Source organism: Mesorhizobium sp. WSM4810, from assembly GCF_055811235.1.
Genome location: NZ_JBVVQV010000015.1, coordinates 67,967 through 91,497 on the forward strand (window position 1 = coordinate 67,967; position 23,531 = coordinate 91,497).

25 protein-coding genes are annotated in these 23,531 nt (G+C 62.0%); 13 read left to right on the plus strand and 12 right to left on the minus strand.

The window, feature by feature from the left end; all coding sequences use genetic code 11:
• Positions 1-113 precede the first annotated feature (113 nt).
• The 3 genes from AC0L3O_RS21270 to AC0L3O_RS21280 all read left to right on the plus strand — a co-directional run bounded on the left by AC0L3O_RS21270 (position 114) and on the right by AC0L3O_RS21280 (position 2,798).
• The gene (locus AC0L3O_RS21270) at positions 114-698 is read left to right on the plus strand and encodes a DUF1214 domain-containing protein (protein ID WP_236371816.1); all 585 of its coding nucleotides are present in this window, start codon (positions 114-116) and stop codon (positions 696-698) included.
• Positions 691-1,239 carry a DUF1254 domain-containing protein gene (locus AC0L3O_RS21275; RefSeq protein ID WP_473535228.1) on the plus strand — a complete coding sequence of 183 codons (549 nt, stop codon included), beginning with the start codon at positions 691-693 and terminating at the stop codon, positions 1,237-1,239. Before AC0L3O_RS21270 ends, AC0L3O_RS21275 begins: the two co-directional genes overlap by 8 nt.
• Positions 1,240-1,790: 551 nt before the next feature.
• Positions 1,791-2,798, plus strand: coding sequence for a hypothetical protein (locus AC0L3O_RS21280; RefSeq protein ID WP_287228792.1), 1,008 nt, complete (start codon positions 1,791-1,793; stop codon positions 2,796-2,798).
• A gap of 171 nt (positions 2,799-2,969) precedes the next feature.
• Here AC0L3O_RS21280 and AC0L3O_RS21285 read toward each other — a convergent pair whose 3' ends face one another.
• From AC0L3O_RS21285 to AC0L3O_RS21295, 3 genes are all read right to left on the minus strand, one after another.
• A complete protein-coding gene (locus AC0L3O_RS21285; RefSeq protein ID WP_128168044.1) occupies positions 2,970-3,317 on the minus strand; it encodes a DUF1491 family protein in 348 nt (115 codons plus the stop codon).
• An 80-nt stretch (positions 3,318-3,397) separates the two neighbouring features.
• Positions 3,398-4,162, minus strand: a complete 765-nt coding sequence (locus AC0L3O_RS21290) for a peptidoglycan-binding domain-containing protein (protein ID WP_473535227.1) — start codon at positions 4,160-4,162, stop codon at positions 3,398-3,400.
• Positions 4,137-5,876, minus strand: coding sequence for a PAS domain-containing sensor histidine kinase (locus AC0L3O_RS21295; protein ID WP_473616527.1), 1,740 nt, complete (start codon positions 5,874-5,876; stop codon positions 4,137-4,139). Before AC0L3O_RS21295 ends, AC0L3O_RS21290 begins: the two co-directional genes overlap by 26 nt.
• Positions 5,877-6,396: 520 nt before the next feature.
• Here AC0L3O_RS21295 and AC0L3O_RS21300 point away from each other — a divergent pair.
• Positions 6,397-6,747 (plus strand): DUF5330 domain-containing protein, encoded by a 351-nt coding sequence (locus AC0L3O_RS21300; RefSeq protein ID WP_473535225.1) that lies wholly within the window; start codon positions 6,397-6,399, stop codon positions 6,745-6,747.
• 132 nt (positions 6,748-6,879) lie between these two features.
• A complete protein-coding gene (locus tag AC0L3O_RS21305; RefSeq protein WP_023800835.1) occupies positions 6,880-7,308 on the plus strand; it encodes a SufE family protein in 429 nt (142 codons plus the stop codon).
• A gap of 145 nt (positions 7,309-7,453) precedes the next feature.
• On the opposite strand, the gene AC0L3O_RS21310 is transcribed toward AC0L3O_RS21305, so the two are convergent.
• Together AC0L3O_RS21310 and AC0L3O_RS21315 are read right to left on the minus strand one after the other, a co-directional pair.
• Positions 7,454-7,879 (minus strand): Ros/MucR family transcriptional regulator, encoded by a 426-nt coding sequence (locus AC0L3O_RS21310; protein WP_023800837.1) that lies wholly within the window; start codon positions 7,877-7,879, stop codon positions 7,454-7,456.
• Positions 7,880-8,306: 427 nt separating this feature from the next.
• Positions 8,307-8,675 carry an SH3 domain-containing protein gene (locus AC0L3O_RS21315; protein WP_473535224.1) on the minus strand — a complete coding sequence of 123 codons (369 nt, stop codon included), beginning with the start codon at positions 8,673-8,675 and terminating at the stop codon, positions 8,307-8,309.
• A 118-nt stretch (positions 8,676-8,793) separates the two neighbouring features.
• On the opposite strand from AC0L3O_RS21315, the gene AC0L3O_RS21320 reads away from it, so the two are divergent.
• Positions 8,794-10,944: a S9 family peptidase gene (locus tag AC0L3O_RS21320; RefSeq protein WP_287239318.1), complete on the plus strand. Its 2,151-nt coding sequence runs from the start codon at positions 8,794-8,796 to the stop codon at positions 10,942-10,944.
• A gap of 159 nt (positions 10,945-11,103) precedes the next feature.
• Positions 11,104-11,487, plus strand: coding sequence for an SET domain-containing protein (locus tag AC0L3O_RS21325; RefSeq protein WP_287064288.1), 384 nt, complete (start codon positions 11,104-11,106; stop codon positions 11,485-11,487).
• Positions 11,488-11,516: 29 nt separating this feature from the next.
• Here AC0L3O_RS21325 and AC0L3O_RS21330 read toward each other — a convergent pair whose 3' ends face one another.
• The 4 genes from AC0L3O_RS21330 to AC0L3O_RS21345 all read right to left on the minus strand — a co-directional run bounded on the left by AC0L3O_RS21330 (position 11,517) and on the right by AC0L3O_RS21345 (position 14,701).
• Complete coding sequence (locus AC0L3O_RS21330; protein WP_473616529.1) at positions 11,517-12,467, minus strand: cytochrome c; 951 nt, start codon at positions 12,465-12,467, stop codon at positions 11,517-11,519.
• A gap of 9 nt (positions 12,468-12,476) precedes the next feature.
• A complete protein-coding gene (locus tag AC0L3O_RS21335; protein ID WP_091590353.1) occupies positions 12,477-12,920 on the minus strand; it encodes a c-type cytochrome in 444 nt (147 codons plus the stop codon).
• Positions 12,921-13,118: 198 nt separating this feature from the next.
• Positions 13,119-13,715, minus strand: coding sequence for a superoxide dismutase (locus AC0L3O_RS21340; RefSeq protein ID WP_128168037.1), 597 nt, complete (start codon positions 13,713-13,715; stop codon positions 13,119-13,121).
• A gap of 107 nt (positions 13,716-13,822) precedes the next feature.
• Positions 13,823-14,701, minus strand: coding sequence for a branched-chain amino acid aminotransferase (locus tag AC0L3O_RS21345; protein ID WP_128168036.1), 879 nt, complete (start codon positions 14,699-14,701; stop codon positions 13,823-13,825).
• Between the two features lie 157 nt (positions 14,702-14,858).
• Here AC0L3O_RS21345 and AC0L3O_RS21350 point away from each other — a divergent pair, with 157 nt between their 5' ends.
• Positions 14,859-15,521: a haloacid dehalogenase type II gene (locus tag AC0L3O_RS21350; protein ID WP_023800845.1), complete on the plus strand. Its 663-nt coding sequence runs from the start codon at positions 14,859-14,861 to the stop codon at positions 15,519-15,521.
• A 9-nt stretch (positions 15,522-15,530) separates the two neighbouring features.
• Here the strand turns inward: AC0L3O_RS21350 and AC0L3O_RS21355 are convergent, their stop codons facing one another.
• Positions 15,531-15,791, minus strand: a complete 261-nt coding sequence (locus tag AC0L3O_RS21355) for a hypothetical protein (protein WP_473616530.1) — start codon at positions 15,789-15,791, stop codon at positions 15,531-15,533.
• Between AC0L3O_RS21355 and AC0L3O_RS21360 the strand changes: the two genes are divergently transcribed.
• The gene (locus AC0L3O_RS21360; protein WP_128247474.1) at positions 15,784-16,608 is read left to right on the plus strand and encodes a L,D-transpeptidase; all 825 of its coding nucleotides are present in this window, start codon (positions 15,784-15,786) and stop codon (positions 16,606-16,608) included. The two genes, AC0L3O_RS21355 and AC0L3O_RS21360, sit on opposite strands and share 8 nt — an antisense overlap.
• A gap of 119 nt (positions 16,609-16,727) precedes the next feature.
• Here AC0L3O_RS21360 and AC0L3O_RS21365 read toward each other — a convergent pair whose 3' ends face one another.
• Positions 16,728-18,275, minus strand: coding sequence for a helicase HerA-like C-terminal domain-containing protein (locus tag AC0L3O_RS21365; protein ID WP_128172653.1), 1,548 nt, complete (start codon positions 18,273-18,275; stop codon positions 16,728-16,730).
• A gap of 257 nt (positions 18,276-18,532) precedes the next feature.
• Here AC0L3O_RS21365 and AC0L3O_RS21370 point away from each other — a divergent pair, with 257 nt between their 5' ends.
• From AC0L3O_RS21370 to AC0L3O_RS21385, 4 genes are all read left to right on the plus strand, one after another.
• Entirely contained in the window at positions 18,533-19,972 is a 1,440-nt protein-coding gene (locus tag AC0L3O_RS21370) for a methylmalonyl-CoA mutase subunit beta (protein WP_287140535.1), read from the plus strand.
• Positions 19,969-22,092: a methylmalonyl-CoA mutase gene (gene scpA, locus AC0L3O_RS21375; RefSeq protein ID WP_473616531.1), complete on the plus strand. Its 2,124-nt coding sequence runs from the start codon at positions 19,969-19,971 to the stop codon at positions 22,090-22,092. Before AC0L3O_RS21370 ends, scpA begins: the two co-directional genes overlap by 4 nt.
• A 71-nt stretch (positions 22,093-22,163) precedes the next feature.
• On the plus strand, positions 22,164-22,385 hold the full coding sequence (locus AC0L3O_RS21380; RefSeq protein ID WP_023800850.1) for an AbrB/MazE/SpoVT family DNA-binding domain-containing protein: 222 nt from the start codon (positions 22,164-22,166) through the stop codon (positions 22,383-22,385).
• Positions 22,382-22,771, plus strand: coding sequence for a type II toxin-antitoxin system death-on-curing family toxin (locus AC0L3O_RS21385; protein WP_473535221.1), 390 nt, complete (start codon positions 22,382-22,384; stop codon positions 22,769-22,771). Before AC0L3O_RS21380 ends, AC0L3O_RS21385 begins: the two co-directional genes overlap by 4 nt.
• Before the next feature lie 121 nt (positions 22,772-22,892).
• Here AC0L3O_RS21385 and greA read toward each other — a convergent pair whose 3' ends face one another.
• Positions 22,893-23,366 (minus strand): transcription elongation factor GreA, encoded by a 474-nt coding sequence (gene greA / locus AC0L3O_RS21390; protein ID WP_128184556.1) that lies wholly within the window; start codon positions 23,364-23,366, stop codon positions 22,893-22,895.
• Between the last annotated feature and the right edge of the window lie 165 nt (positions 23,367-23,531).

The window sequence follows — 23,531 nt, forward strand, 5'->3', positions numbered from 1 at the left end:
CCGGCACGACTGGCCAGGCCATCCCTCGCGCCGCAATTCCACAGAGGTCCGCTTGCCATGGCCCCCTGCCCCGCGATATCCCCGAGCGGCACTCCTCTTGCCCGCGGCTCTTCATGTTCAAGAACGCATTCCTGACGCTCCTCGCGCTTGCCATATCCATCGGCGGCGGCGGCAGCAGCGTCTGGTACGCTCTCAAGACGCAGGATGGCATTGGCGCGATCAGGATCGGCCAATGGACGGCGTTTCCCGATATCGGCACGCAGTCGGCGGATCCTTATTCGAAAGCCCGCGTGGCGCGCGAGGGTGTCCTTGCACTCGGGCAGGCAGAAGGCCTGTCGTTTATCGCCGAACGCGATTCCGATGGCGAACTATTGAAACGCCAATGCGCCTATGAAATCGAAGGCGGATTTCCCACAGCCCGGTTCTGGACCCTCTATGCCGCCGATCGGTCGCTCGGCGTGGTCGAGACCGGCAAGCCAAGGCTTGCGGCACTTCAGTCCTACCAGGTGCTGCGCCAGCCCGACAATTCCGTGCTTATTTCCGTCAGCAACCGCCCCGCGCCCGGCAACTGGCTGCTTTCCGACGGCTTCGGCCGGATGTATCTCGTGCTGACATTCTACGACACGCCGATCGCCAGCAGCACGGGCCTTTCGGATGTCACGCTGCCGCAGATCGTAAAGGTCGGCTGCAATGCGTAGGCTGCTGCACGCGATCCTGCTCGGCCTGCTTGGCGCCGGCATCGTACACATCATCGTGCTGCTGCTCGCCCCGGAATTTTCCGAACGCAATGCCTGGTCGCGGCTGGCCATGGCCTCCAACCTTTATCGGATGACCAGGCTGGACGCTGAGGCCGGCGGTACGCCTGTGGTGAAATCGGTCGATCCGCTGTTTTATGCTGCGGCTTGCCGCTTCGATCTGTCCGATGGGATGGTTCGGGTGAAGGCACCGGGAAACGTCCCGTTCTGGTCCGTATCGGTCTATGACCGCAGCGGCCATAACATCTACTCCTTCAACGACCACAGCGCGACCGGAAGGGTGCTGGACAGTATCGTACTGACGCCGGCGCAGATGATCGAGATCCGCAAGGATCTCCCGGAGGAATTGCAAGGGGCAATCTTCGTCGAAGCGCCGATCGACGAAGGCATGTTCGTCATCCGCTCCTTCGTGCCCGACGACAGCTGGAAGCTGACCGTGTCGCGGTTTCTCGAGCAGAGTTCCTGCGAGCTGCAGGACTACTGACGTCAACTGAAACATGCCGCCGGTTGCGGCCCATGCCTTGCGAGCCGCCGCGGCGCTCATTCAAGAGATAGAGCGTCCTTCGCGCGCCCAACGGGGCGCGGCGAATCCATTCAGCCGCGACGCGCGTTAATGATGCGGAACAGGCAACGTCCCCGACGTCCCCGGCATCGTCCTTGACGAACCCGGCTTGTCCGGACCGGCGCCTGGCCGCGTCTCGCCCGTCAGTGGCGGTTGCTCGTAGCGGACGCCGGGGAAAATGATCACCGCCGCCGGCGTTCCGGTGTTTCGGTCTGATCGATTGGTTGCCGCCGTTCGCGGCACGAAAGACAGTACCATGCCCATGGTTCGTGCATTCCTCTCGGTTGCCCCGGAGCACAACGCAACGCCTCCAACCTGATTAAGGAGCCAGTAGGTTAACGGAACGCTAACGGATCGCCGCTAATTTGATCTTTGTTCTGAGGTCAGGAAGTCCTGACCCGTGGCAAATGCGAAACCGACACAGTCCCGGTCGAGCATGGTCCAGATTGTGTCGAGTGTCAGGCGTATCCTTCGTGTCATCTGCGGATTTCAGGCAAATCGCTATACGGGCTGAACCGGGAAAGGCCGAAAGGCTGTTCCGCGCCACGGTGTCGGCGTTCTGTTCGCTGACCCGCCCTTCGCGCCGGGAGATCGCGCAACTTGAGGATCTGACGCTTCCGCTTTTCGCCGATGTGTCGGTCGAATCGCGCCGCTACGTCGCCGCCGCCCTTTCCGAATGCGAATATGCGCCCGCTGCGCTGGTCCGGCGGCTTTGCGAGGAGCCGGTCGACGTTGCCGCGCCGCTGCTCATCCGCTCGCGCGCGCTCAGCGATATCGACCTGATCGCGCTGATCGGCCGCCATGGCCTGCCGCATGCGCGCGCCATTGCGCGCCGCAAGGATCTGAACCCGACCATCGCCCACCTGATCAGGGCGCTAGAAAAGCCGACGCTGGTGAGCGTGCGGCAGCCTGAGGCGAACGCCAAGATGGTGCCCGAAAGCGCCGAAGTCGTCGCCGACAGCCAGCAGGTGCCCGGCGCCGCCGCCGAGACTGCACGGCGCCGGCTGCGGTCGATGATGCGTGATGCCGAGAGCGGCGGCGCGACGATCAATCCGTTCGCCGGCGCTAACACCTATGTCAAACTGCGCGAGACGGCGCTGACCGGCAATGCCGCATTCTTCCAGACAGCACTGGCCGACGCGCTCGAGATCGATTTTTCAACGGCGCGGTCGCTCACCGCGCACCAGAACTACACGTCGCTGCTGGCCGCCCTGCGCGCGCTCGATCTCGGCGAAGAGAGGGCGTTCCTGATCACCGCCGCCGTCTATCCCACAGAGTTCTCGCATCCGCAGGCCATCCGCATCTTCCTCGACCGCTATCGGCTGCTGCATCGCGACGCAGCGCTGGACAGGCTACGCGGCTGGAAAGCCGAGACACTGTCGAAGGCCATTCGCAATGCCGGACCGATCGCGGCAAACGCCGACGTCCGCAAAGCGCACAGCGACAATACTGCCGCCAGCCCTAAAGCGCGCCGCGTTTGACCCGCCTCATGCGACGCGCTTAGGCTGTTGTTTTTAAGCATGTCGTTATCGCAAAACCGCTGCACACCCTCGGGTCAGGCGCGAGGGCATGCTTTTGCGCGACATGCTTTAGGCGCGTCGCGACTGAAAAAGAGATTCAAGCGAACGCTCTAAGCCTTTGTCTGCATATCGCTATTGCGACTTGACGGAAAGAAGCTCCTCGACGGGAACAGAGCCGGCCTCGATCTCGACCACCCAGATGTCGGGATCGAATTTCTTCTCCCTTTCCAGTCGCCCGTCAAAGACGGCGGCATCGTCGCCGGCGCCGAGCAGACTGAAGTAACGGTCGTCGGGTTTGGCTGAATCGTAGCTCGTCTGCGGCGCCGGGCCAAACAAGGCAATCTCGCCCATGCGGCCTCGCGCCAGCACGAAGACGGCACCGGCCTCGGTTGCGCCGCGCTTGACCACGGCGGCAAAGCCGCCGGCGCCGAAAACCCGGCGCAACAAGGCCGACACCCACAGATCCGTGGTTACGCGCATGGCAGCATTCTGGACAACATCGGACGGTACTTAGAGCGCTTTGCGTTTGGGTGAAACCAAAAACCGCCCGCCTCCGCTCATCAGTTGGTCAGGCCGATCTCGCGCATCTTGACGTAGACGACCTCGTCGGGCTCGCCGGTCTCAGGCAGCCCGAACAGCGACTGGAACTCCTTGATCGCTGCCTTGGTGCGGGCCCCGACCACGCCATCGAGTTGCATGTCGTCATTGCCGAATGCCTTCAACCCGGCCTGGATCTTGATGATGCGGGCGTCGGGTGCCTGCGCCGACGCATCTGCCGGCGAAGCCGAGACGGGAGTCGCGGCCATGTCGTCCGGACGGGGTGCCGGATGTGGCACGACCGTCGAGGCGGTTGGCATGGCGCCCAGTTGATCGAGCAGAATGCTGTCGATCTCGCCGGAAGCGTTGAGCCCGACCTTCTGCTGATAGGCTTGGATGGCCTTGCGCGTGTTGGGGCCGGAAATACCGTCGACGGTGCCGGAATAGAAATCGAGATCCTTCAATATGCCCTGGACCTGCTCGACGATCGGATCGCTCTTGATCGGGGCCGGCTCCGGCCGCACGATGTTGATGGTGGTTTCAGGCTCGTCGGCGCCGGCTCGAGGAAAGCCCTCCATGCTCCTGGTCGCAAAAAACGCGCCGGCATGAGGAAAAGGCTGATACCACAAAGCGTTCGCCGAGACGTAGAACAGCGTCACCAGGAAGGCGGTCGAACCGCCAACCAGAACCGGATTGCGTGAAATCTGGCTGCCGAGGGCGACCGCGCTGCGTTGGAAGGCATTGCCGCGGCGCTTGACCGCCTTAGGCTGTTTTGCGGAGCGAGCCATGCCTGTCCCCTTTCGTCTCCGCCTTGGCTGCAGGCATCGGCAGTACGCCGGGCTTGTCGTTCGAACGTCCTTTCGGTCCGTTCACCGGCAAGCTGATCGTGACCGTGGTGCCCTCCCCCGGCATGCTTTCGATCGACATCGTGCCCTCGTGAAGCGCCACCAGACCCTTCACCAGCGACAGGCCGAGCCCGGTCCCCTCGAAGCGGCGCGTATAGTCGTTCTGGATCTGCATGAACGGCTTGCCGAGATTGGCAAAGTCTTCCTCGGCGATGCCGATGCCGGTGTCCCTGACCCAGAAATGCAGTCGCGAGCCGATCCGCTTGGCGCCGACGACGACATCGCCGCCATCGGGCGTGAACTTGATAGCGTTGGAGACGAGGTTGATGAGTATCTGCTGCACGGCACGACGGTCGGCGTTAATCTCGCCTGCATCCGGCGCGATCTGGGCCTGTAGATCGATGCTCTTTGCGTCGGCCTGCAAGCGCATCATCGACTGGCACATTTCGACCGCTTCGACGAAACGGAATGGTTCCGGCTCGGTTGCGTAGGCGCCGGCCTCGATCCTCGATACGTCGAGTATCGAGGTGACGACGGCAAGCAGATGCTGGCCGGACTCCTTGACCAGGCCGACATATTCCTTCTGGCGCGGATCCTTGAAGGTGCCAAACATCTCATGCAGCAGCATGTCGGAAAAACCGATGATGGCGTTCAACGGCGTGCGCAGCTCGTGGCTGACGACCGCCAGAAACCGTCCCTTTGCCACTTCGGCAGACGCGGCCGCCTCTTTCGCAGCGGCAAGCTCTTCGCGCAAGCCGGCGAGTTCGTCGTTTTCGCGCAGGACGAACGTGAGGACGTCCTGCTGCTCTTCCCCGCGCGCCAATTCAAGCGAAAACGGCCGGTAATTGTCCGCCGTCGGGCCATTGCCGTTTTGCGGCAGCCGGACGCGAAGATCCAGCCGGCGCGCCGGCGCGCCATCGCGCATGTCGGCCAGCGCGCTGAGGTATGCGACGCGATCGGAAAGATGGATGCGGTCGAACAGGCCGGTGCCGAACAGCAGTTCCGGCTGCAGCTTCAGGATCGTGCGCGCCTTTGCCGACGCATCCAGAACCTCGCCATGCCGGCCGGCCCGCAGGACAACGGCGTCGATGATGTTCTCGAGCCGATCGTCGGTCGCCGGATCAAGCTGCGCGCCGGCCGCGCTGCCAAGCGCTGCGACGCGGGGAACGAGGGTGAGCGCCCAGGCCAGCGGCAGCAGCCAATGCCAGGCGGCGATTTCGGCCGGACCGAACGGGAAGACAGAACCGGCAAAAGCCTGCAGCAGGATAGCGACACATGCGGATAGGGCACCCCAGAGTGCAGCGCGACGAGACGCGCCGATCCACCAGGCTTCGAACGGCAGCGCCACGACAAGCATGGCGACCGGCGAGGCCATCCCGCCCGCCGCGGCGATGACACCGGCAAGAGCAAGACTGCCCATCACCAGGGCGACCTGGCCGGCGAACGCCATCTTGCCCGATGCCGCCACCAGCAAGGCAGCAAACCAGCAGAGGCCGAACGTCGCAAAGATCGCCGCCATGGTCACGGCCACGCCCATGCCCGAGGTGACCAGCGTGACTGCTGCGCCTGCGGCGAAGAACGGAGCGGCCAGCATGACACCGATAAACCGCCTCTGGCACCGGCGGTCGTTCTGTCCGAGGATCGACGGATGAACCATACGTTCGCAACCGGCTGCCATCGCGCCGGGCAACTCAACGTATCTGGCCCTTATCGAACTCAACTCAACGCACTCGCACCTGGTCGTGAACAGCCCTGCTTCGCAGATGCTTTTGTCGATCTGAAACTCGCATCCAGCGTTTAAGGAATGGATAAGGCAGGACCGATCAATGCCCGGCCTGAGGCAGATATTGGGGGGCCGGCACGGGGCAAACCTTGGCAATTGCGGCCATAGTAAACGGAGCGTTATCCGGGCGAACCGCCCTCCCGCCTTTGACAGTCGCCCCGGTGAGCCGCGCTTCTGGGAAATACATAAGGAAAACAGTTGGATATATGGTTAACCTTAAGTGAAGAAAATCGGCTGGATCTGAGACAAATCCATTGCAAAATGCTTCGTTTCGAATTTGCCTAAAATTTGAGGAAAATTTTTGCTGACCGGGCAAGCCGTCCTTTGCGCGTCCATGCCACTATCGTATCATGCCGCATGAACGCATGATCCGGTCACGAATGAGGGCATACAGATGGGCTTTCTGATCAGAATGGCTTTCTGGTTTTCGCTGGTGCTTCTGGCGCTGCCGCTGAATGTCGGCTCCGACGAGACCGGCCAGCAAAGCGTCGGGCCGATCCAGGCGTTGTTTGCGGCACGCGAAGCCGTCGGCGACATTGCCGGCATATGCGAGCGCAAGCCCGACGTCTGCGAGACCGGCAAGTCCGCAATGCACACGATCACCGCCCGGGCCAGGGAGACAGCCAAGATCGCGGCCGCCATGTTGGACGACAAGACCGCCGAACCCGACACGGCGACAACGACCGGCAGCGTGCCCGAAGACATCGTGTTACCGGTGAAAGTCGATTTGCCGGCGAAAAACTGAGATATTTTTCAGCGCATCTGTCACCGTCCGCAGGCCGTCCGCGCTAAAGCGCGTCGCATTTGACCGGCCTCACGCGACGCGCTTTTCCTCTTTTTCCGTGACGCGGCGTCGCCGGATGATTATATCCGGCCTATGACCACGACGATCCAAACGATCCGCGACGACTTCTCCCTGCTTGACGAGTGGGAAGACCGCTATCGCTATGTGATCGAACTGGGCGAGGCCCTGCCGCCATTCCCCGATGAGGAACGCAACCCTGCCAACAAGGTGCCCGGCTGCGTCAGCCAGGTCTGGCTGACCACCGAGTATGGTCCGGGGCCCGACCCAGTCGTCACCTTCGCCGGCGATTCGGACGCCCATATCGTGCGCGGCCTCGTCGCTATCATGCTGGCGCTGTTTTCCAGACGACCCGCCAGCGAGATCCAGAAAACCGACGCGGAAGCCACGCTGAAGGCACTTGGCCTCGACGAGCACCTGTCGCCGCAACGCGCCAATGGTCTTCGTTCAATGGTCAAGCGCATCAAGCGCGACGCAGAGGCGGCCTTGAAGCAGACCGCCTGATCAGACGAACAGCGCGCGATGGCCCGACATGATCGGAGCCGCACATGTTGCGACGCATATCGATTGCTCCAGCATCGCCCCAAGATCAAAACGGCGCCCGGAGGCGCCGTTGATCATCTAACCCAGGTCGGGAAGGGAGCCGGTATCAGCGCCCCTTGCGCTTGCGGCCGAGACCCATCTTCTTGGCGAGCTGTGAGCGGGCGGCAGCATAGTTGGGAGCAACCATCGGGTAGCTGGCGTCCAGGCCCCATTTTTCACGATACTCGTCGGGCGTCAGACCGTAGTGGGTCATCAAGTGACGCTTCAGCGACTTGAACTTCTTGCCGTCTTCAAGACAGACGATGTAGTCGTCATGGACGGAGCGTTTCGGGTTTACTGCCGGCTTCTGCTTGTCGGCAGGAGGCTGTTCACTGGCCCCGCCCACGCGCCCGAGGGCGGCATGGACATCGGCGATGAGGCTAGGCAGCTCGCCGACCGGCACCGGATTGTTGCTGACATAGGCGGCCACGACATCGGCCGTCAATTCGATCAGCGCATCACTATTTCTGGAAGGTGTTTCGATAATATCCATGGCTTCCTGGCCCCAACGTGAGTTGTTTCTACCTGCGCCCTATTTTTGATAGGTCGGGCATCGCGCGAAATTTTTGCAGGAAAGAGCCTCTGCGATTCGCGTCGCAGCATCCTAATGAGCCACTAAACCAAGTAAGTCAATTCGCTTCTTGCGCTGTATTCATCGATGGCAATAAAATATTCGACGATCAGCTTCAACCTTTCGTGCACTCTGTGACTTTGCGATATTTTCTGGGCAGACCAGCAGCGGCGGACGCCCAGTCAAGCTGCCGTTACATCCCATGAGAGCAGTAAAAAAATCTCAATGCTTGGCTATGCTTGGTTGTGGCGTAGGCTATCTGGTTGTTTTTAGAATCTACAAAACCATAGGTTGCGATTTGCTGTTGCAAGCAAGCCGGAAATCAGCACCGCGGACCGGCACCGATCCATCAATGTGGGGTGATGTATTTTCCGTAGACCCAGCCGGTGACGAAATTGCCGTTCTGGGCCGGATCGTGCCAGACTTCGCACCAGCCATAGCGGATCTTCTGTTCCTGCTTCCAAACCGGCTGTTTGCCGATGTCGAGCAGCTTTATGCCGCCGGTGCATCTCCCGGTCATCTGCAAAACAGCACCGTTGGGATAGGCGGCCTGCCTCTGGGACGATCCCGCCGGATACTTGCGCACGTTGAGCGTGTCGCCAAACGGAAGGTTGGTCACTTGCCAAGCTGCGAACACGGTTGCATGAGATTGGCCGATAAAGGCCAAGACTGTCGAAGCGACGGCGAAAGCCGCAGCAGCGTGAAAACGGAACTTCATTTTTCCCTCTCCTCCGGCTCATCTTTTGGAGCCCGACGCAAACATATACTCCGGCTCTTGAACCTGCGCTGATCGGCGTGTTCATTCTTCATTCAAATAACTTCCACAGCGAGACGCAATGACCCGAACCCCAGCATTTCCGACTGCCAGCCCGCCGCAACCAGAGAAGCGACCGGTCTTCGATGTGCATCATGGAGTGACCCGGACGGACGACTATGCCTGGCTGAGAGCCGGCAATTGGCAAGAGATGTTCAGGGATCCGTCGCTGCTCGACGCCCAGATCCGCGCCCATCTCGAAGCCGAGAACGCCTATCAGGCAGCGCTCATGGCCGACACCGCCCAGGTGCGGAAGCAGCTCTTCAAGGAGATGAGGGGCCGCATCAAGGAAGACGATTCGTCCGTGCCGATGAAGGATGGACCGTACGCTTATGGGTCATCTTTCAAGCTTGGCGGCGAGCAGCCGCGTTATTTCCGCACGCCGCGCGACGGCGGCGACCAAGAGATCCTGCTCGACGGCGATCTCGAGGCCGAAGGCAAGGCCTATTTCCGCCTCGGCGGTGTCGACCATTCGACCGACCACCGCAAGCTTCTGTGGGCCTTCGATGATAAGGGTTCCGAATTCTACACGCTTCGCGTCCGCGATCTCGCCGACTGGAACGATCTGGCCGACAGGATTCCGGACACCGGTGGCGGCGGCGTGTGGGATGCCGGAAATGACGGATTTTTCTACACCCGCCTCGATCCCAACCACCGTCCTTCCAAGGTGCTGTTCCATGCCCTTGGCGACAGTCCTGAGAACGACCGGCTGATCTACGAAGAAACCGATCCAGGCTTCTTCATGAATGTCGGCGGCACACGCTCCAACGAGTGGATCATGCTTGGCATCAACGACCACGAGACCTCGGAATATCGCATCATGAGCGCCAGCGAGCCGTTCGCCGAACCGAAGCTGGTTGCCCCGCGCGAGACCGGCCTGCAATACGACCTCGAAGAAGGCGGCGATATCTTCTTCATTCTCACCAACGCCGACGGCGCCAAGGATTTCAAGATCATGACTGCGCCGGCGAGCGACCCGGTGCGCGCCAACTGGCAGGCGTTGGTGCCGCACGAAGCGGGCCGGCTGATCCTTTCGGTAATCGGTTTCAAGGACCACATGGTCAGGCTTGAACGCAAGGAAGGCCTGCCGCGCATCGTCGTGCATGACCGCAACAGCGGCGAGGAACATCTCATCTCCTTCGACGAGGAAGCCTTCTCGCTCGGCCTGTCGGGATCCTATGAATACGATACCGAGATCATGCGCTTTTCCTACTCATCCATGACAACGCCGGCGCAGGTCTTCGACTACAACATGCGGACCCGCGAGCGCGTGCTGCTGAAGACCCAGGAAGTTCCGTCCGGTCACGACCCGGACCACTACGTGACGCGGCGGCTGATGGCGCCCGCAGCCGACGGCGAACTGGTGCCGGTCTCGCTCATTCACCATCGCGACACGCCGCTCGACGGATCAGCGCCTTGCCTGCTTTACGGCTACGGCTCCTACGGCATCACGGTCCCGGCCGCCTTTAACACCAATTTGTTATCGCTGGTCGATCGCGGCTTCGTCTACGCGATTGCCCATGTCCGCGGCGGCAAGGACAAGGGCTATGGCTGGTACGACGACGGCAAGCGGGCGCACAAAATGAACACGTTCACCGATTTCATCGCAGCCGCCCACCATCTCGTCGCCGAACGCTATACGCAACATGACCGCATCGTCGGTCAGGGCGGCTCGGCCGGCGGCCTGCTGATGGGCGCTGTCGCGAATATGGCGCCGGAATGCTTCGGCGGTATTGTCGCCGAGGTTCCGTTCGTCGACGTGCTCACCACCATGCTCGACGCGACCCTGCCGCTGACGCCACCGGAATGGCCCGAATGGGGCAATCCGATCGCCTCGGAGGAGGACTACCGAACGATCGCCGCCTACTCGCCCTATGACAATGTCGCCGCGCTCGACTATCCGCCGATCCTGGCGCTTGCCGGCCTCACCGACCCGCGTGTCACCTATTGGGAGCCGGCCAAGTGGGTGGCGCGGCTGCGCGACCGCAAGATCGGCGACAATCCGGTGCTGTTCAAGATCAACATGGACTCCGGTCATGCCGGTGCATCCGGCCGGTTTTCCCGGCTCGAGGAAATCGCCTTCACCTATGCGTTTGCGCTGAAGGTGGCGGGCAAGGCCGACCTTGCCACCACAGCGCCGCCGACCCTGTTGGACGCACAGACGGCGCTGTAGGAGCTTGATCTTGCGCACCATCCCCACCAGCGGAAAATCGATTCCGGGTCAGGTCAGGTCGATTTTCCGCTCGCGATTGCCATAGCTGCGCGCTACCCAATGCGCGGCTTTTCGCAGCCGCGCCACCCAAAAATCATCCAGTCAGGCCAAGGGTCCGCCATGTTGCTCGTCGACGTCTATCTCGACAAATCGCCCATCCAGGGCATCGGTGTCTTTGCCAAGAACCACATTCCCCGCGGCACACTGGTCTGGAAGCTCCATCCCAATTACGACCGGCGCATCCCAGTCGAGGTCTATGAACGCGAAACCGGGCCGGTCAGAGCCTATCTCGATCGCTATTCTTATCCCGACCGGCGCGATCCAAACTTTGTCGTCTTCGAAGCCGACGACGCCCGCTACATGAACCATGCCGACGACCCGAATTGCGACGTCGCCTCGCCCGAGGAGACCTATGCACTGCGCGACATCGCGCCCGGCGAGGAAATGACCTGCAACTACAATCATTTCTTCGAGACCGGCTTCGATTTCCTCGGCGATCGCTGACGCGCCGCCATCCCGTCCGGCTCCCGGAATCAGTTCGCTGGCTGCTTGCGCGCCGGATAGCCGCTGGGATGCGGCGGTATCGCCTTGAGATAGGCTGATATCGCCGCCCGGTCCTCGGGCGTCAACTCGGCCAAGTTTCTCTGCACGTCGACCATGGCGCCACCGACGGAATCGAAATCCGGGGTGAAGCCGGTTTCGAGAAAGTAGGTTATGTCGGCCTCCGACCAGTCACCGAGCCCGCCTTCGCCCGAGGTGATGTTCGGCACGATGCCACTGCCTTCGGCAGCCGCGGCCCCCGCCAGCCACTCGCTCTTCCTGGTGCCGCCAGCAAAATCGCGCGGCGTGTGGCATTCGCCGCAATGGCCGGGCCCTTCGACCAGGTAACGGCCGGCCATCACCGGATCCGGCGTGCCATCGGGGAAGGAAACCACCGGCTGGTCACTCAAATAGAGACGTTTCCACAGCCCGATGCCGCGACGGATGTTGAATGGGAACCCCAGCGAATTGGGCGGCGCCTTGCCCGCCACCGCCGGAAGCGTTTTCAGGAAGGCATGGAGATCGGCAATGTCGGCCGGCTTCATGCGTGCGTAGGACGCATAGGGAAACGCCGGATAGAAGTGCTCGCCGCTCGGCGACACGCCCTTCAGCATGGCGTTGGCGAGGTCTTCGACCGACCAGCCGCCGATACCGTCCGTGGCATCCTGCGAGATGTTCGGTGGCACGAAGATGCCGAACGGCGTCTTGAGTTCGAGACCGCCGGCCAGTTGAAGGCGGGCGTCGCCTTGCGAGCTTGGCTTCGCATGACAGGACGTGCAGCCGCCGGCATAAAAAATGCGCTTGCCCCTGGCGGCATCGCCGGGGCCGAGCTGCGTCAGAGCCTCGCTGTCGAGCCTGACCGGCGCCGACAGGAACCAGCCGGCAACCGCGCCGGCGACGCCCAGAACGAGGGCGGCGCCGACGAGTTTTTTCAGCAGGCGCATCGCCCGCTATCAGCCCTTCTTAATCCTGTATGTCTTGTGGCAGGTGCCGCAATCGCCGCCTATGGTGTTGAACCCCGCCTTGAAGGCATCGACGTCGGCAGGAGCGGCGGCCGCCGCAGCCTTGACGTCGGCGAGATATTTTTCTTCCACCGCCTTGAAGCCGGCCATATCGTCCCAGATTTTTGGGGCAGCTGTGGTGTCGCCGGTGTCGCTGCCAGCCGGGAAAAGAGTGTCGACGTTTGCATGGAACTTCTCGGCGTTTGCCTCCAGCGCCTTCAACGCCGCCAGCACGGCCGCTGCGTCGTAAGGGGTCTCGCCCTTGACGACTTTCGACAATTGGCCGGCGATCTTTCCACGTTCCTTCATAATGGCCTGCCGCTCCTGGATCGGATCGGCAAACGCCGCCGAACCGGCGAAGGCGAGCATCGAGATGGCGAGGATAAGCTTTCTCATTCAACTGGCTCCATGGTGAAGATGTTTCGGGTGAAGGTCCGACTGATCCATAACGGCAAAACTGGCTTGAAAATTCCGGAAATTCGCCTCACGCTTGTGTGAATTTTTCGCGACGGTCGTTGGAAAAGGGCGGCCGATCATTTGGCACATAGAGAAAAGCCCCGGTTTTGCCGGGGCTCTTCTGCAACTCAGTCAGGCCTACGCCTTTTCGTAGAGCTCGAGGACATGGTCCCAGTTGATGAGATTGTCGACGAAGGCTTCGAGATATTTCGGCCGGGCGTTGCGATAGTCGATGTAATAGGAGTGCTCCCAGACATCGACGCCCAGGATCGGGGTCGCGCCATGGACCAGCGGGTTCTCGCCGTTCGGGGTCTTCGAGATCGCCAGCTTGCCGTCCTTGACCGAAACCCAGGCCCAGCCCGAACCGAACTGGGTGGTGCCGGCGGCGATGAAATCGGCCTTGAACTTGTCGTAACCGCCAAGATCGCTGTCAAACGCCTTTTGCAGCGCGCCGGGCAATTTGTTGCCGCCGCCGCCCTTCTTCATCCACTGCCAGAAGTGGATGTGATTGTAGTGCTGGCCGGCATTGTTGAAGAGCCCGGGGTTCTTGCCGAAGGATTGTTTCACAATCTCTTCGACCGACAAATCGCCGAGCCCGGCTTCGGCAGCCAGCTTGTTGCCGTTGTCGACATAGGCCTTGTGGTGCTTGTCGTGGTGATACTCCAGCGTCTCCTTCGACATGTAAGGCTGCAATGCCTCATAGTCATAGGGCAAGGCGGGCAATTCGAAAGCCATCGGTCGTACTCCTCGTGGAAAAAATCCGGTGTCGATACCGGACTAACATAGGTCTGGATTGGTGTGGAGCAACTCCGGAACGAAGCGCCGGTTCGCTTTTTAGCCAGTCAGCCGGCCGAAGTCGAATGCGCCCACTCCCAATAGAGTTCGCGCGCCTTTTTCGCTACAGGCCCGGGCTGGAGATTGCGATCCTCGATGCGGGTGACCGGCACGACTTTCGAGTGGTTTCCGGTCGAGAATATCTCGTCGGCTTCGAGGAATTCGCGCACCGACAGCGCCTTTTCGATGGTCTTGAAGCCATATTCGTCAAGCAGCGTCATCGTCCGCGAACGGGTGATGCCGGACAGGAACGTGCCGTTCGGCGCCGGCGTCAGGACATGGCCATCCTTGACCAGGAAAATGTTCGAGGTTCCGGTCTCGGCGACATTGCCCAGCATGTCGAGCACCAGCGCGTTGTCGAAGCCGCGCATCTTGGCTTCGAGGATGGCACGACCATTGTTGGGATAAAGGCAGCCGGCCTTGGCGTTGGTCGGCATGGTCTCGATGGTCGGGCGCCGGAACGGCGAGACGGTGACAGAAAAGCCTGCCGGCGAGATCATCGGCGATTCATAGAGGCAAAGGCAGAACCGGGTCGAGGCCGGATCTGCCGGCACGCCCATATAGCCACCATGTTCGGCCCAGTACATCGGCCTTATGTAGACCGCCGTCTTGCCGTCGAACTTCTTCAGCCCGTCCCAGGTCAGCCCGACGATCTTTTCGGCGCTCATGGATGGTTTGAGACCAAGCGCGATCGCCGAGGCGTTCACCCTGGCGGCGTGGCGGTCGAGGTCGGGGGCGACGCCCTCGAACCAGCGGGCGCCGTCGAACACGCTGGTGCCGAGCCACATGGCATGGCTGCGCGGCCCCAGAATGGCGACGTTGCCGTCATACCAGTCGCCATCCACGAAGGTCCATGTCGCGGATTGCGCCGCAGCCGCCAGTGTCATCGCTTGATTCCGCGTTTCAGAGCTGTCTTGTCTCGCCATTGGAAGATGCTTTGGCGTCTGCCGTCAACTGATATGGCTGAGATTTGTTAAGGCCAGCGGCATGCGAAATTGCAATCCGTGCTTGCGCCTGGCCTTGCCTCGCCGCAAAACTGTCACCATGCAACATGCGGCTTACGTTTTCGACGCTTACGGAACGCTGTTCGACGTGCACGCAGCCGTCCGCCGTCATGCCGACCAGATCGGACCGGACGGCCAGCTCCTGTCGGAGATCTGGCGCGCCAAACAATTGGAATATTCCTGGGTGAGGACGCTGATGGGCGCCTACGCCGATTTCTGGCAACTCACCGAACAGGCGCTGGATTTCGCCTTGCGCAAGGTTCCCTCCGCGGACAAGGGACTGAGGGCCAAGCTGCTCGACGCCTATTGGCGGCTGGACTGCTATCCGGAGGTGCCGGCCGTGCTCAAGGCGCTCAAAGCATCTGGCGCCAAGCTGGCGATCCTATCCAACGGCTCGCCTGAAATGCTGGAAGCGGCGGTCAAATCGGCCGCGCTCGACCAGGTTCTGGACGACATCTATTCCGTCGAGGCCGTCAAGCGCTTCAAGGCCGATCCGTCGGTCTACGACATGGTCACGACAGGCTGGCGTCTCTATCCGGGTGCGGTGTCGTTTCAGTCATCCAACCGCTGGGACGTCGCCGGCGCCACCAAATTCGGGTTCCGGACAGTCTGGATCAACCGCTCCGACCAGCCCGAGGAATACCGGGACTTTCCGCCGGCCCTGATCCTGCCCTCGCTCGAAGGCCTGCTCGCCGCAGGCTGACACATGACCCTAAATCGGAATCGATTCTTGGAAAGGATCATAGGCAAAATAAAACTGCGACAGCGTCCTTTGCTGACGCGCGGCGCTGCGGGCCTGATGCCTCGGCGCAACAGGGGCTGAACCGTCACAGCTTTGCCTTTGTTTGTTCACCCTCAGGCCAGAATCGGAACCGCCTATCGCGCCAGGCATTGGTAGGGCTGGCGCGCCGTACTGATTGGCGTATTCATGTTCTGTTTCGATATGAGACTTAAAAAAGGCAACGATGTTCACAACCGAAATCGACTCCTATCGCCTGAGCCGTCGCGGCTTTCTCAACGCCGCTGCGCTCGGCGCCGCCTCGATTGCGGTTTCCGCCTGCACCACGACGGCAGGCCGGCCTGTCGAGCCGCCGCCGCCAGCCAATGTCGAGCCGCCGCTCATGGACTATGCAACAATGTACGGTCCGGTCAGCGACAATGGGTTCGAGCTGCCGGGCATACCCTACGAGAAAATCGACGAGCAATTTCTGCGTCAAATCGTTCCCGATCCGACCGGCCAAGCGCCCGGCACCATCGTCGTCGATACGGCCGGCCACCACCTCTATTTCGTGCGTCCGGGCGGACAAGCCATTCGTTATGGGGTCGGGCTGGGTCGCGCCGGTTTCGAATGGTCTGGCGATGCCGTCGTCCAGTGGAAGCAGAAGTGGCCGAAATGGACGCCGCCGGCCGAAATGATCGCCCGCCAGCCCGAGTACGCAAAATACAGCGCCGAGAATGGCGGCATGCCCGGCGGGCTCACCAATCCGCTCGGAGCGCGGGCGCTGTATCTCTTCGAGGGCAACGAGGACACGCTGTACCGCCTGCACGGCTCGCCGGAGTGGTTTTCCATAGGCAAATCAGTGTCATCTGGCTGCGTTCGCTTGATAAATCAGGACATTATCGACCTCTATGACCGTGTGCCCAACAAGACGCCGGTGATCGTTACCTCCGGTGTCGGTCAGGAACTGGTTGCCACGGCAGACCGCAAAGCCATTCCAATCGATGCGGGCGTCCCGGAAGGATCGATCCTGCTCGGCCCGGCAAGGGCGATCTCGGAACCGATCTTCTGAGCTGGTCGAAGGCGCTGGAGCGGCGGACTTTCGGCGCCGCGAATTTCCGGTCCGATGCTTTTCCCGAGCATCGGATTCTCGCAAAACCGGTGCCCGGTTTTGGGTCCGATGCGGTGCTTTCAGCGCCGCCCCCTGGCCAGGCTGCCGAGGATGCCGCGCACGATCGCCCGTCCAACCGACGTGCCGACCGAGCGAACCACCGATTTGATCGCCGCCTCCGCCACCGTCTGGCGATTGGACGCTCGCGGCGCCGGTGCTCGCCTGCCGCCGGTGGGCTGGGGGGCGGGATCATCATTGCCGAAGCCTGGAATGGTCCAGCGCGAGCCGCCGCTCTCCTGCTGCTGTGCCTCCGCGTCCAACGCATCCTTGGCTTTTTTCTGCAGCATCTCGAAAGCCGATTCGCGATCGACGGTCTGATCGTACTGCCCCACAACCGGGCTCTCGGTGATCAGCGTGCGGCGCTCGTCAGGCGTGATCGGGCCAAGTCGCGACGACGGCGGGCGAACCAGCGTCCGCTGGACCATGGACGGAACACCTTTGGCTTCCAGCGTCGAGACCAGCGCCTCGCCGGTGCCGAGCTGCGTGATCACGGTAGCACAGTCGAAGTCGGGATTGGGCCTGAACGTCTCGGCGGCGGTCCTCACGGCCTTCTGCTCCCGTGGCGTGTAGGCGCGCAGGGCGTGCTGCACCCGGTTGCCGAGCTGGGCCAGAACGGTTTCGGGGATATCCAGCGGATTCTGGGTGACGAAGTAGACGCCGACGCCCTTCGAACGGATCAGGCGGACCACCTGCTCGACGCGGTCGATCAGCACCTTCGGCGCGTCGTCGAACAGAAGGTGCGCCTCGTCGAAGAAGAAGACCAGCTTTGGCTTGTCGGGATCGCCGACTTCGGGCAGCTCCTCGAACAGTTCCGACATCAGCCACAACAGGAATGTCGCATAGAGCCGGGGATTCATCATCAGCTTGTCGGCGGCCAGCACGCTGATCGCGCCGCGCCCGTCGCGGGTGGTGCGCATGATGTCGGCGATCCGCAATGCCGGCTCGCCGAAGAAATTCGTCGCGCCCTGCTGCTCCAGAACCAGCAGCGTGCGCTGGATTGCGCCAACCGAAGGTTTCGTCACATTGCCGTAGCGAGCGCCGATTTCTTCGGCGCGTTCGGCGATGTTGGCAAGAAGCGCTTGCAGGTCCTTCAGGTCCAGCAGCAACAAGCCTTCCTCGTCGGCGATGCGGAAGGCGATGTTCATGATGCCTTCCTGCGCCTCGGACAGGTTCATAAGCCGCGACAGCAGCAGCGGCCCCATTTCCGAGACGGTGGCGCGGATCGGATGGCCCTGCTCGCCGAAAAGATCCCAGAATATGACCGGAAATTCCTGGAAATCATAGGGATCGAGCTTGACCTGCTCGGCGCGCTTGACCAGAAAATCCTGTGCCGCGCCCATCATGGCGATACCGGACAGGTCGCCCTTGATGTCGGCGCAGAAGACCGGCACGCCGGCGTTGGAGAAACCTTCCGCCAAAATCTGCAAGCTCACGGTCTTGCCGGTGCCGGTCGCGCCGGTGACCAGGCCATGACGATTGCCATACTGAAGCAGCAGGTTTTCGGCGCGCTGGTAGCTGTCATCAGGCTTTCGGCTGGCTCCGATGAAAATACTGGTGTCGTCAGCCATGTGTCGGGTCTCCGCAACCTGAAGTGTTGAATGCCCTGATCTATTGAAAGTAGCGGGGCTCGCCGCAGGTATAATGACGCCATTGCGCAGCGACAATGGCCATGGTCGAAATTGGGTTTTGGAGCTTGCGGATTTTGCGCATGTTTGGCAATCGGTTGACGGTTCACCGTCGCAGGGCCCGTGTTGCATTGTGATATGCGACGGGGAACCGTAGACTGACGTTCCAGGCCTATCGGCCGAGAAGACGAGGAGAGCGGATGGCCGGTGCCTTGAACCACGATGCCGAACTTCCGAACCCTGACCGGCAGCGGTGGCTGGCCCTTGCGGAAAAAGCCCTGGCCGGCGGATCCTTCGAGGAAAAACTCGTATCCCATACGGACGATGGCATCCGCATCGAACCGCTTTATGATCGTTCGGTCACCGCAGAGCCTCTCCCACGGGCAAACCCCGGATCGCCGTGGATCGTCAGCCAGCGTATCGACGATCCGGATGTCGGCCGCGCCAAAGCCCAGGCCCTGGAGGACGTCGCACAGGGCGCCACCGGATTGTCGCTTGTCTTCGAAGGCGCGCCGAATGCGTTCGGCTACGGCCTGCCGAGGACTGCCGAGGCGCTGGAGACCGTGCTGGACGGCGTGCCGCTCAACCGCATCCAGGTCCGCATCGACGCGCATCCCTGGAGCCGCGCCGTGGCCGACTGGCTGGTTGCGTTCTTGAGCAAGCGCCGGTCAGACCCGGCAAAGCTCAACCTGTCCTTCGGCATCGACCCGGCGGCGATCTTTGCCGGAACCGGCCGGTTGCGGATGTCGATCGAGGCCTTGCAGGCGTCGATGCCGCAGTCCCTGGCGCACTTTTTCTCGATGGGCGTGCCCGGGGTCCTGCTGGAGGCAGACGGACGCGTCTTCCACAATGCCGGTGCCACCGAAGCGCAGGAGCTGGGCACCATGATGGCTTCGGCGGTCTCCTATCTCCGGATGTTCGAGGAGGCGCGCCAGCCGCTTGTCTATGCGGCGCCCCATATCGGCTTTGCGCTGAGCGTCGACCAGGACCAGTTCGTATCGATGGCCAAGGTCAGGGCCCTGCGCAGGCTGTGGGCGCGGGTCCAGGAGGCATGCTCGATCTCCGCCGCCACCGCCAACATCCATGCCGAGACATCGTTCCGCATGATGACCTCGGCGGATCCGGAGACGAACATCCTGCGCACCACGATCGCCGCTTTTGCCGCGGCAGCCGGCGGGGCGGACTCGGTCTCCATCCTGCCTCATACGATCGCGCATGGCCTGCCGGCGGGCTTTGGCCGCCGTGTTGCCCGCAATACGCAACTGATCATGGCCAACGAAAGCCATATCGATCATGTCGCAGACCCTGCTTGCGGTTCGGGCGCCGTTGAAGCGCTGACTGGCGAACTCTGTGAAGCTGCGTGGGAAGAATTCCAGCGGATCGAGGCGGAAGGCGGCGTGCTGTCCAGCCTGCAGCAAGGACACATCCAGAAACGGGTTCAGGCGGCCGCCGCCCGCCGCAATGCCGCCTATCAGGCGGGCGACCGGGCCATCATCGGCACGACGCTTCACCCGTCGAAGATCGAACGTCCGGTCGAAACCTTGGCGGCGGAGCGGCGGCCCTCGGTCACCGAGGGCGTCGCGGTGTGCGAGCCGCTGTTTCCGATCCGTATCGATCAATCGATCGGAGCAGCATCATGATTCCGGATTTCAGCCAGATCGGCTGGTCGGCGCCGCGCCGGGCGCCGATTGAGGTCAAGGGCCAGCGGATGACCCCGGAAGGACTGGCCATCACGCATCTGTACAACCAGGGCGACCTCAAGGGGTTGCCGCATCTCGACACTTATCCGGGCCTGCCGCCATTCGTGCGCGGCCCCTACCCGACCATGTATGTCCAGCAGCCGTGGACGATCAGGCAATATGCCGGCTTCTCGACGGCGGAAGAGTCGAACGCCTTTTACCGGCGCAACCTCGCGGCCGGCCAGAAGGGACTGTCGGTCGCTTTCGACCTTGCCACGCATCGCGGCTACGACAGCGATCATCCGCGCGTTGCCGGTGATGTCGGCATGGCAGGCGTCGCCATCGATTCCATCCTCGACATGCGCCAGCTCTTCGACGGCATCCCGCTTGATGAGATGACGGTGTCGATGACCATGAACGGCGCGGTGCTGCCGATCATGGCGCTCTACATCGTCGCCGCGGAAGAACAGGGCGTTGCGCAAAAGGACCTCGCCGGGACCATTCAGAACGACATTCTGAAAGAGTTCATGGTGCGCAACACCTACATCTATCCGCCAAAACCTTCGATGCGGATCGTGTCGGACATCTTCTCCTATACGTCGCAGCACATGCCGAAGTTCAATTCGATTTCGATCTCCGGCTATCACATGCAGGAGGCAGGGGCGACCGCCGACCTCGAGCTCGCCTACACGATCGCCGATGGAATCGAATATGCCCGCGCCGGTGTCGCGGCGGGTCTCGATATCGACCGTTTTGCGCCGCGCCTGTCCTTCTTCTGGGCGATCGGCATGAACTTCTTCATGGAGGTCGCCAAGCTGAGGGCAGCCCGCCTTTTGTGGTCGACCCTGATGCTGAAGAACTTCTCGCCGAAGGACGAGCGCTCGCTGTCGCTGCGCACCCATTGCCAGACTTCGGGCTGGTCGCTAACGGCGCAGGACCCTTACAACAACATCATTCGCACCATGATCGAGGCGATGGCGGCGACGCAGGGTCATACACAATCGCTGCACACCAACGCCTTCGACGAGGCGATGGCGCTGCCGACCGACCATTCGGCCCGCATCGCCCGCAACACGCAGCTCATCCTGCAAAAGGAATCCGGCACCACCCGCATCATCGACCCGTGGGGCGGCTCTGCCTATCTCGAACGGCTGACGCATGACCTGGCGGCGCGCGCGCTTGCCCATATCGAAGAGGTCGAGAGCCTGGGCGGCATGGCCGCCGCAACCGAAAAAAACATACCGAAGCTGCGCATCGAAGAGGCCGCCGCGCGCACGCAGGCGCGGATCGATTCGGGCGAGCAGATCCTGGTCGGCGTCAACGCCCATCGTCCCGAGACGGATATCAAAGTCGACGTGCTGAAGATCGACAACGCGGAAGTCAGGGCCCGGCAATTGTCGAAACTGCAGCGGCTGAAAGGCACGCGCGACGTCGGCGCCGTCGAGAGCGCACTGAGTGCGCTGAGCCGGGCTGCGGAGAGCGGCGAAAATCTGCTGGAGTTCGCCATTCGCGCCGCACGCGCCAACGCCACGGTCGGCGAGATTTCACTGGCGCTGGAAAAGGTTTTTGGCCGCCATGTCGCCTCCGTCCAGACGATCTCCGGCGTCTATCGCAAGGCGCTCGGCGACAATCCGGAGGTCGATCGGCTGCAGGACAAGATCGTCGCGTTCGAGGAGAAGTCCGGCGGCAAGCCACGCATTCTCGTCGCCAAGATGGGACAGGATGGCCACGATCGCGGCCAGAAAGTGATCGCCACCGCCTTTGCCGATCTAGGCTTCGACGTCACCGTCGGGCCGATGTTCCAGACGCCGGACGAGATCGCCAGGCTTGGCGTCGAGCACGACGTGCATATCATTGGCGCCTCGTCGCTGGCCGCGGGTCATTTGACGCTCATTCCCGAACTCAGGGACGCGCTGAAGAAGCTTGGCCGCGACGATATGCTGATCGTCGCCGGCGGCGTCATCCCGCCGCAAGATCATGAGGCGGTACGGCAGGCGGGTGCTGTGGAAATCTTCCCGCCAGGCACCGTCATCCCGGAAGCGGCGGAGCGGCTGATGGATAGGCTGCTGCAGGCCGGCTGAACTTGTTATAATCCATGTTGCAACGACCGACAATTGGAGTTATAATTGGCGTTGCAACAAGGGTTGAATCCATGAACACGACCATTCGCAAAATCGGCAATTCCGAAGGCGTGATCCTGCCCAAGGAAATTCTCGATCACCTGAATTTGAAGGCCGGCGATCAGCTTGAGATCGTCGAAACGAGCAAGGGCATCGCCCTTCGGCCAGTGGACGACAGCTTCGAGCGGCAGATGGAAGCTGCTCGCCAAGTCATGGACAAATACAAAGTCGCGCTTCAGAAGCTCGCCGAATGAGCTGGGAGTTCCTGAGCCGGCGTGCGGTCGAAGCCATGCACGCCGACCAGTTGCGTCGGCACGGCGGAGCGCACGGTTTGAGGGATGAGAATGCCCTCGAATCGGCGCTCGCCCGAGCCGAGAACAAGGCGAACTATGGTGATCCATCGATCGAGGATCTGGCGGCGGCCTATATCTTCGGCATCGCCAGAAATCACGCCTTTGTCGACGGCAACAAGCGCGCGGCCATCGTCGCCGCCGGCGCGTTCCTGATTGTCAACGGCTATGTGCTGACGGCCGACAACGGCACGATCTATGAGTTCGTCATGGGCGTCGCCGCCGGCGAAATCGACGAGGCGGGTGCTGCGGCGTTCTTCCGCGACCATGTCGTCAAGGTCGAGGGCTAATGTGCGTCGCGTTCGGGATGGATTCCCGCGACGCGCTTTAAGTTCTCGTTTTTATGCAGTCGCTATCGCAAAACCGCTGCGCACCCTCGGGTCAGGCCCGCATGCTTTTGGGCGACATGCATTAGCTGTCGGAGAGCTTCACAATCTCCCACTCCCTGCCGTTCACCACGGCAATTTCGCCGACCTTCTTGCCGAACAAGGCCAAGGCCATCGGTGAAACATGGGAAATCGTCCCCTTGGCCGGATCGGCCTCGTCCTCGCCGACAATCCTCCAGTGCACCTTCCTGCCGTCATCGCCTTCCAGCGTGACGCCCATGCCGAAGCGAACCAGGTCGCTGCCCGGTTCCGGCACGGAAAGCTCGGCGCTTTCACGCCGCGCGGTCCAGTAGCGCAGGTCGCGCGAGATGAGCGCGATGCGCTCGCGGTCGGCCCTCTTTTCCGCTCTGCCCAGATCGTCGCGCAGGGCAGCCAGTTCGGCGTCGATCAGCGCCAGGCCGCGTTGCGTCACCAGATTGCGATGGTGGCTGATCGGCCGCTCGCCGATGCCGGCGATGGCGTTTTCGCTATCTTCTTCGCGCGTGAAGGCTCTGCTCATCAGTCGAGCTTATGCCTCGCGTGGCGACTCCACAAGCTATTGCCGGAAAACCGGATCTGCCGATCCGGCGTGACACGATTCCTGCGGCGCGACGGGAGGACGCTGGGAATTTGTGTGGCTTTGCGCAACTGACCGTCGGACGCAATCATGCGAGCTGAATGCCCG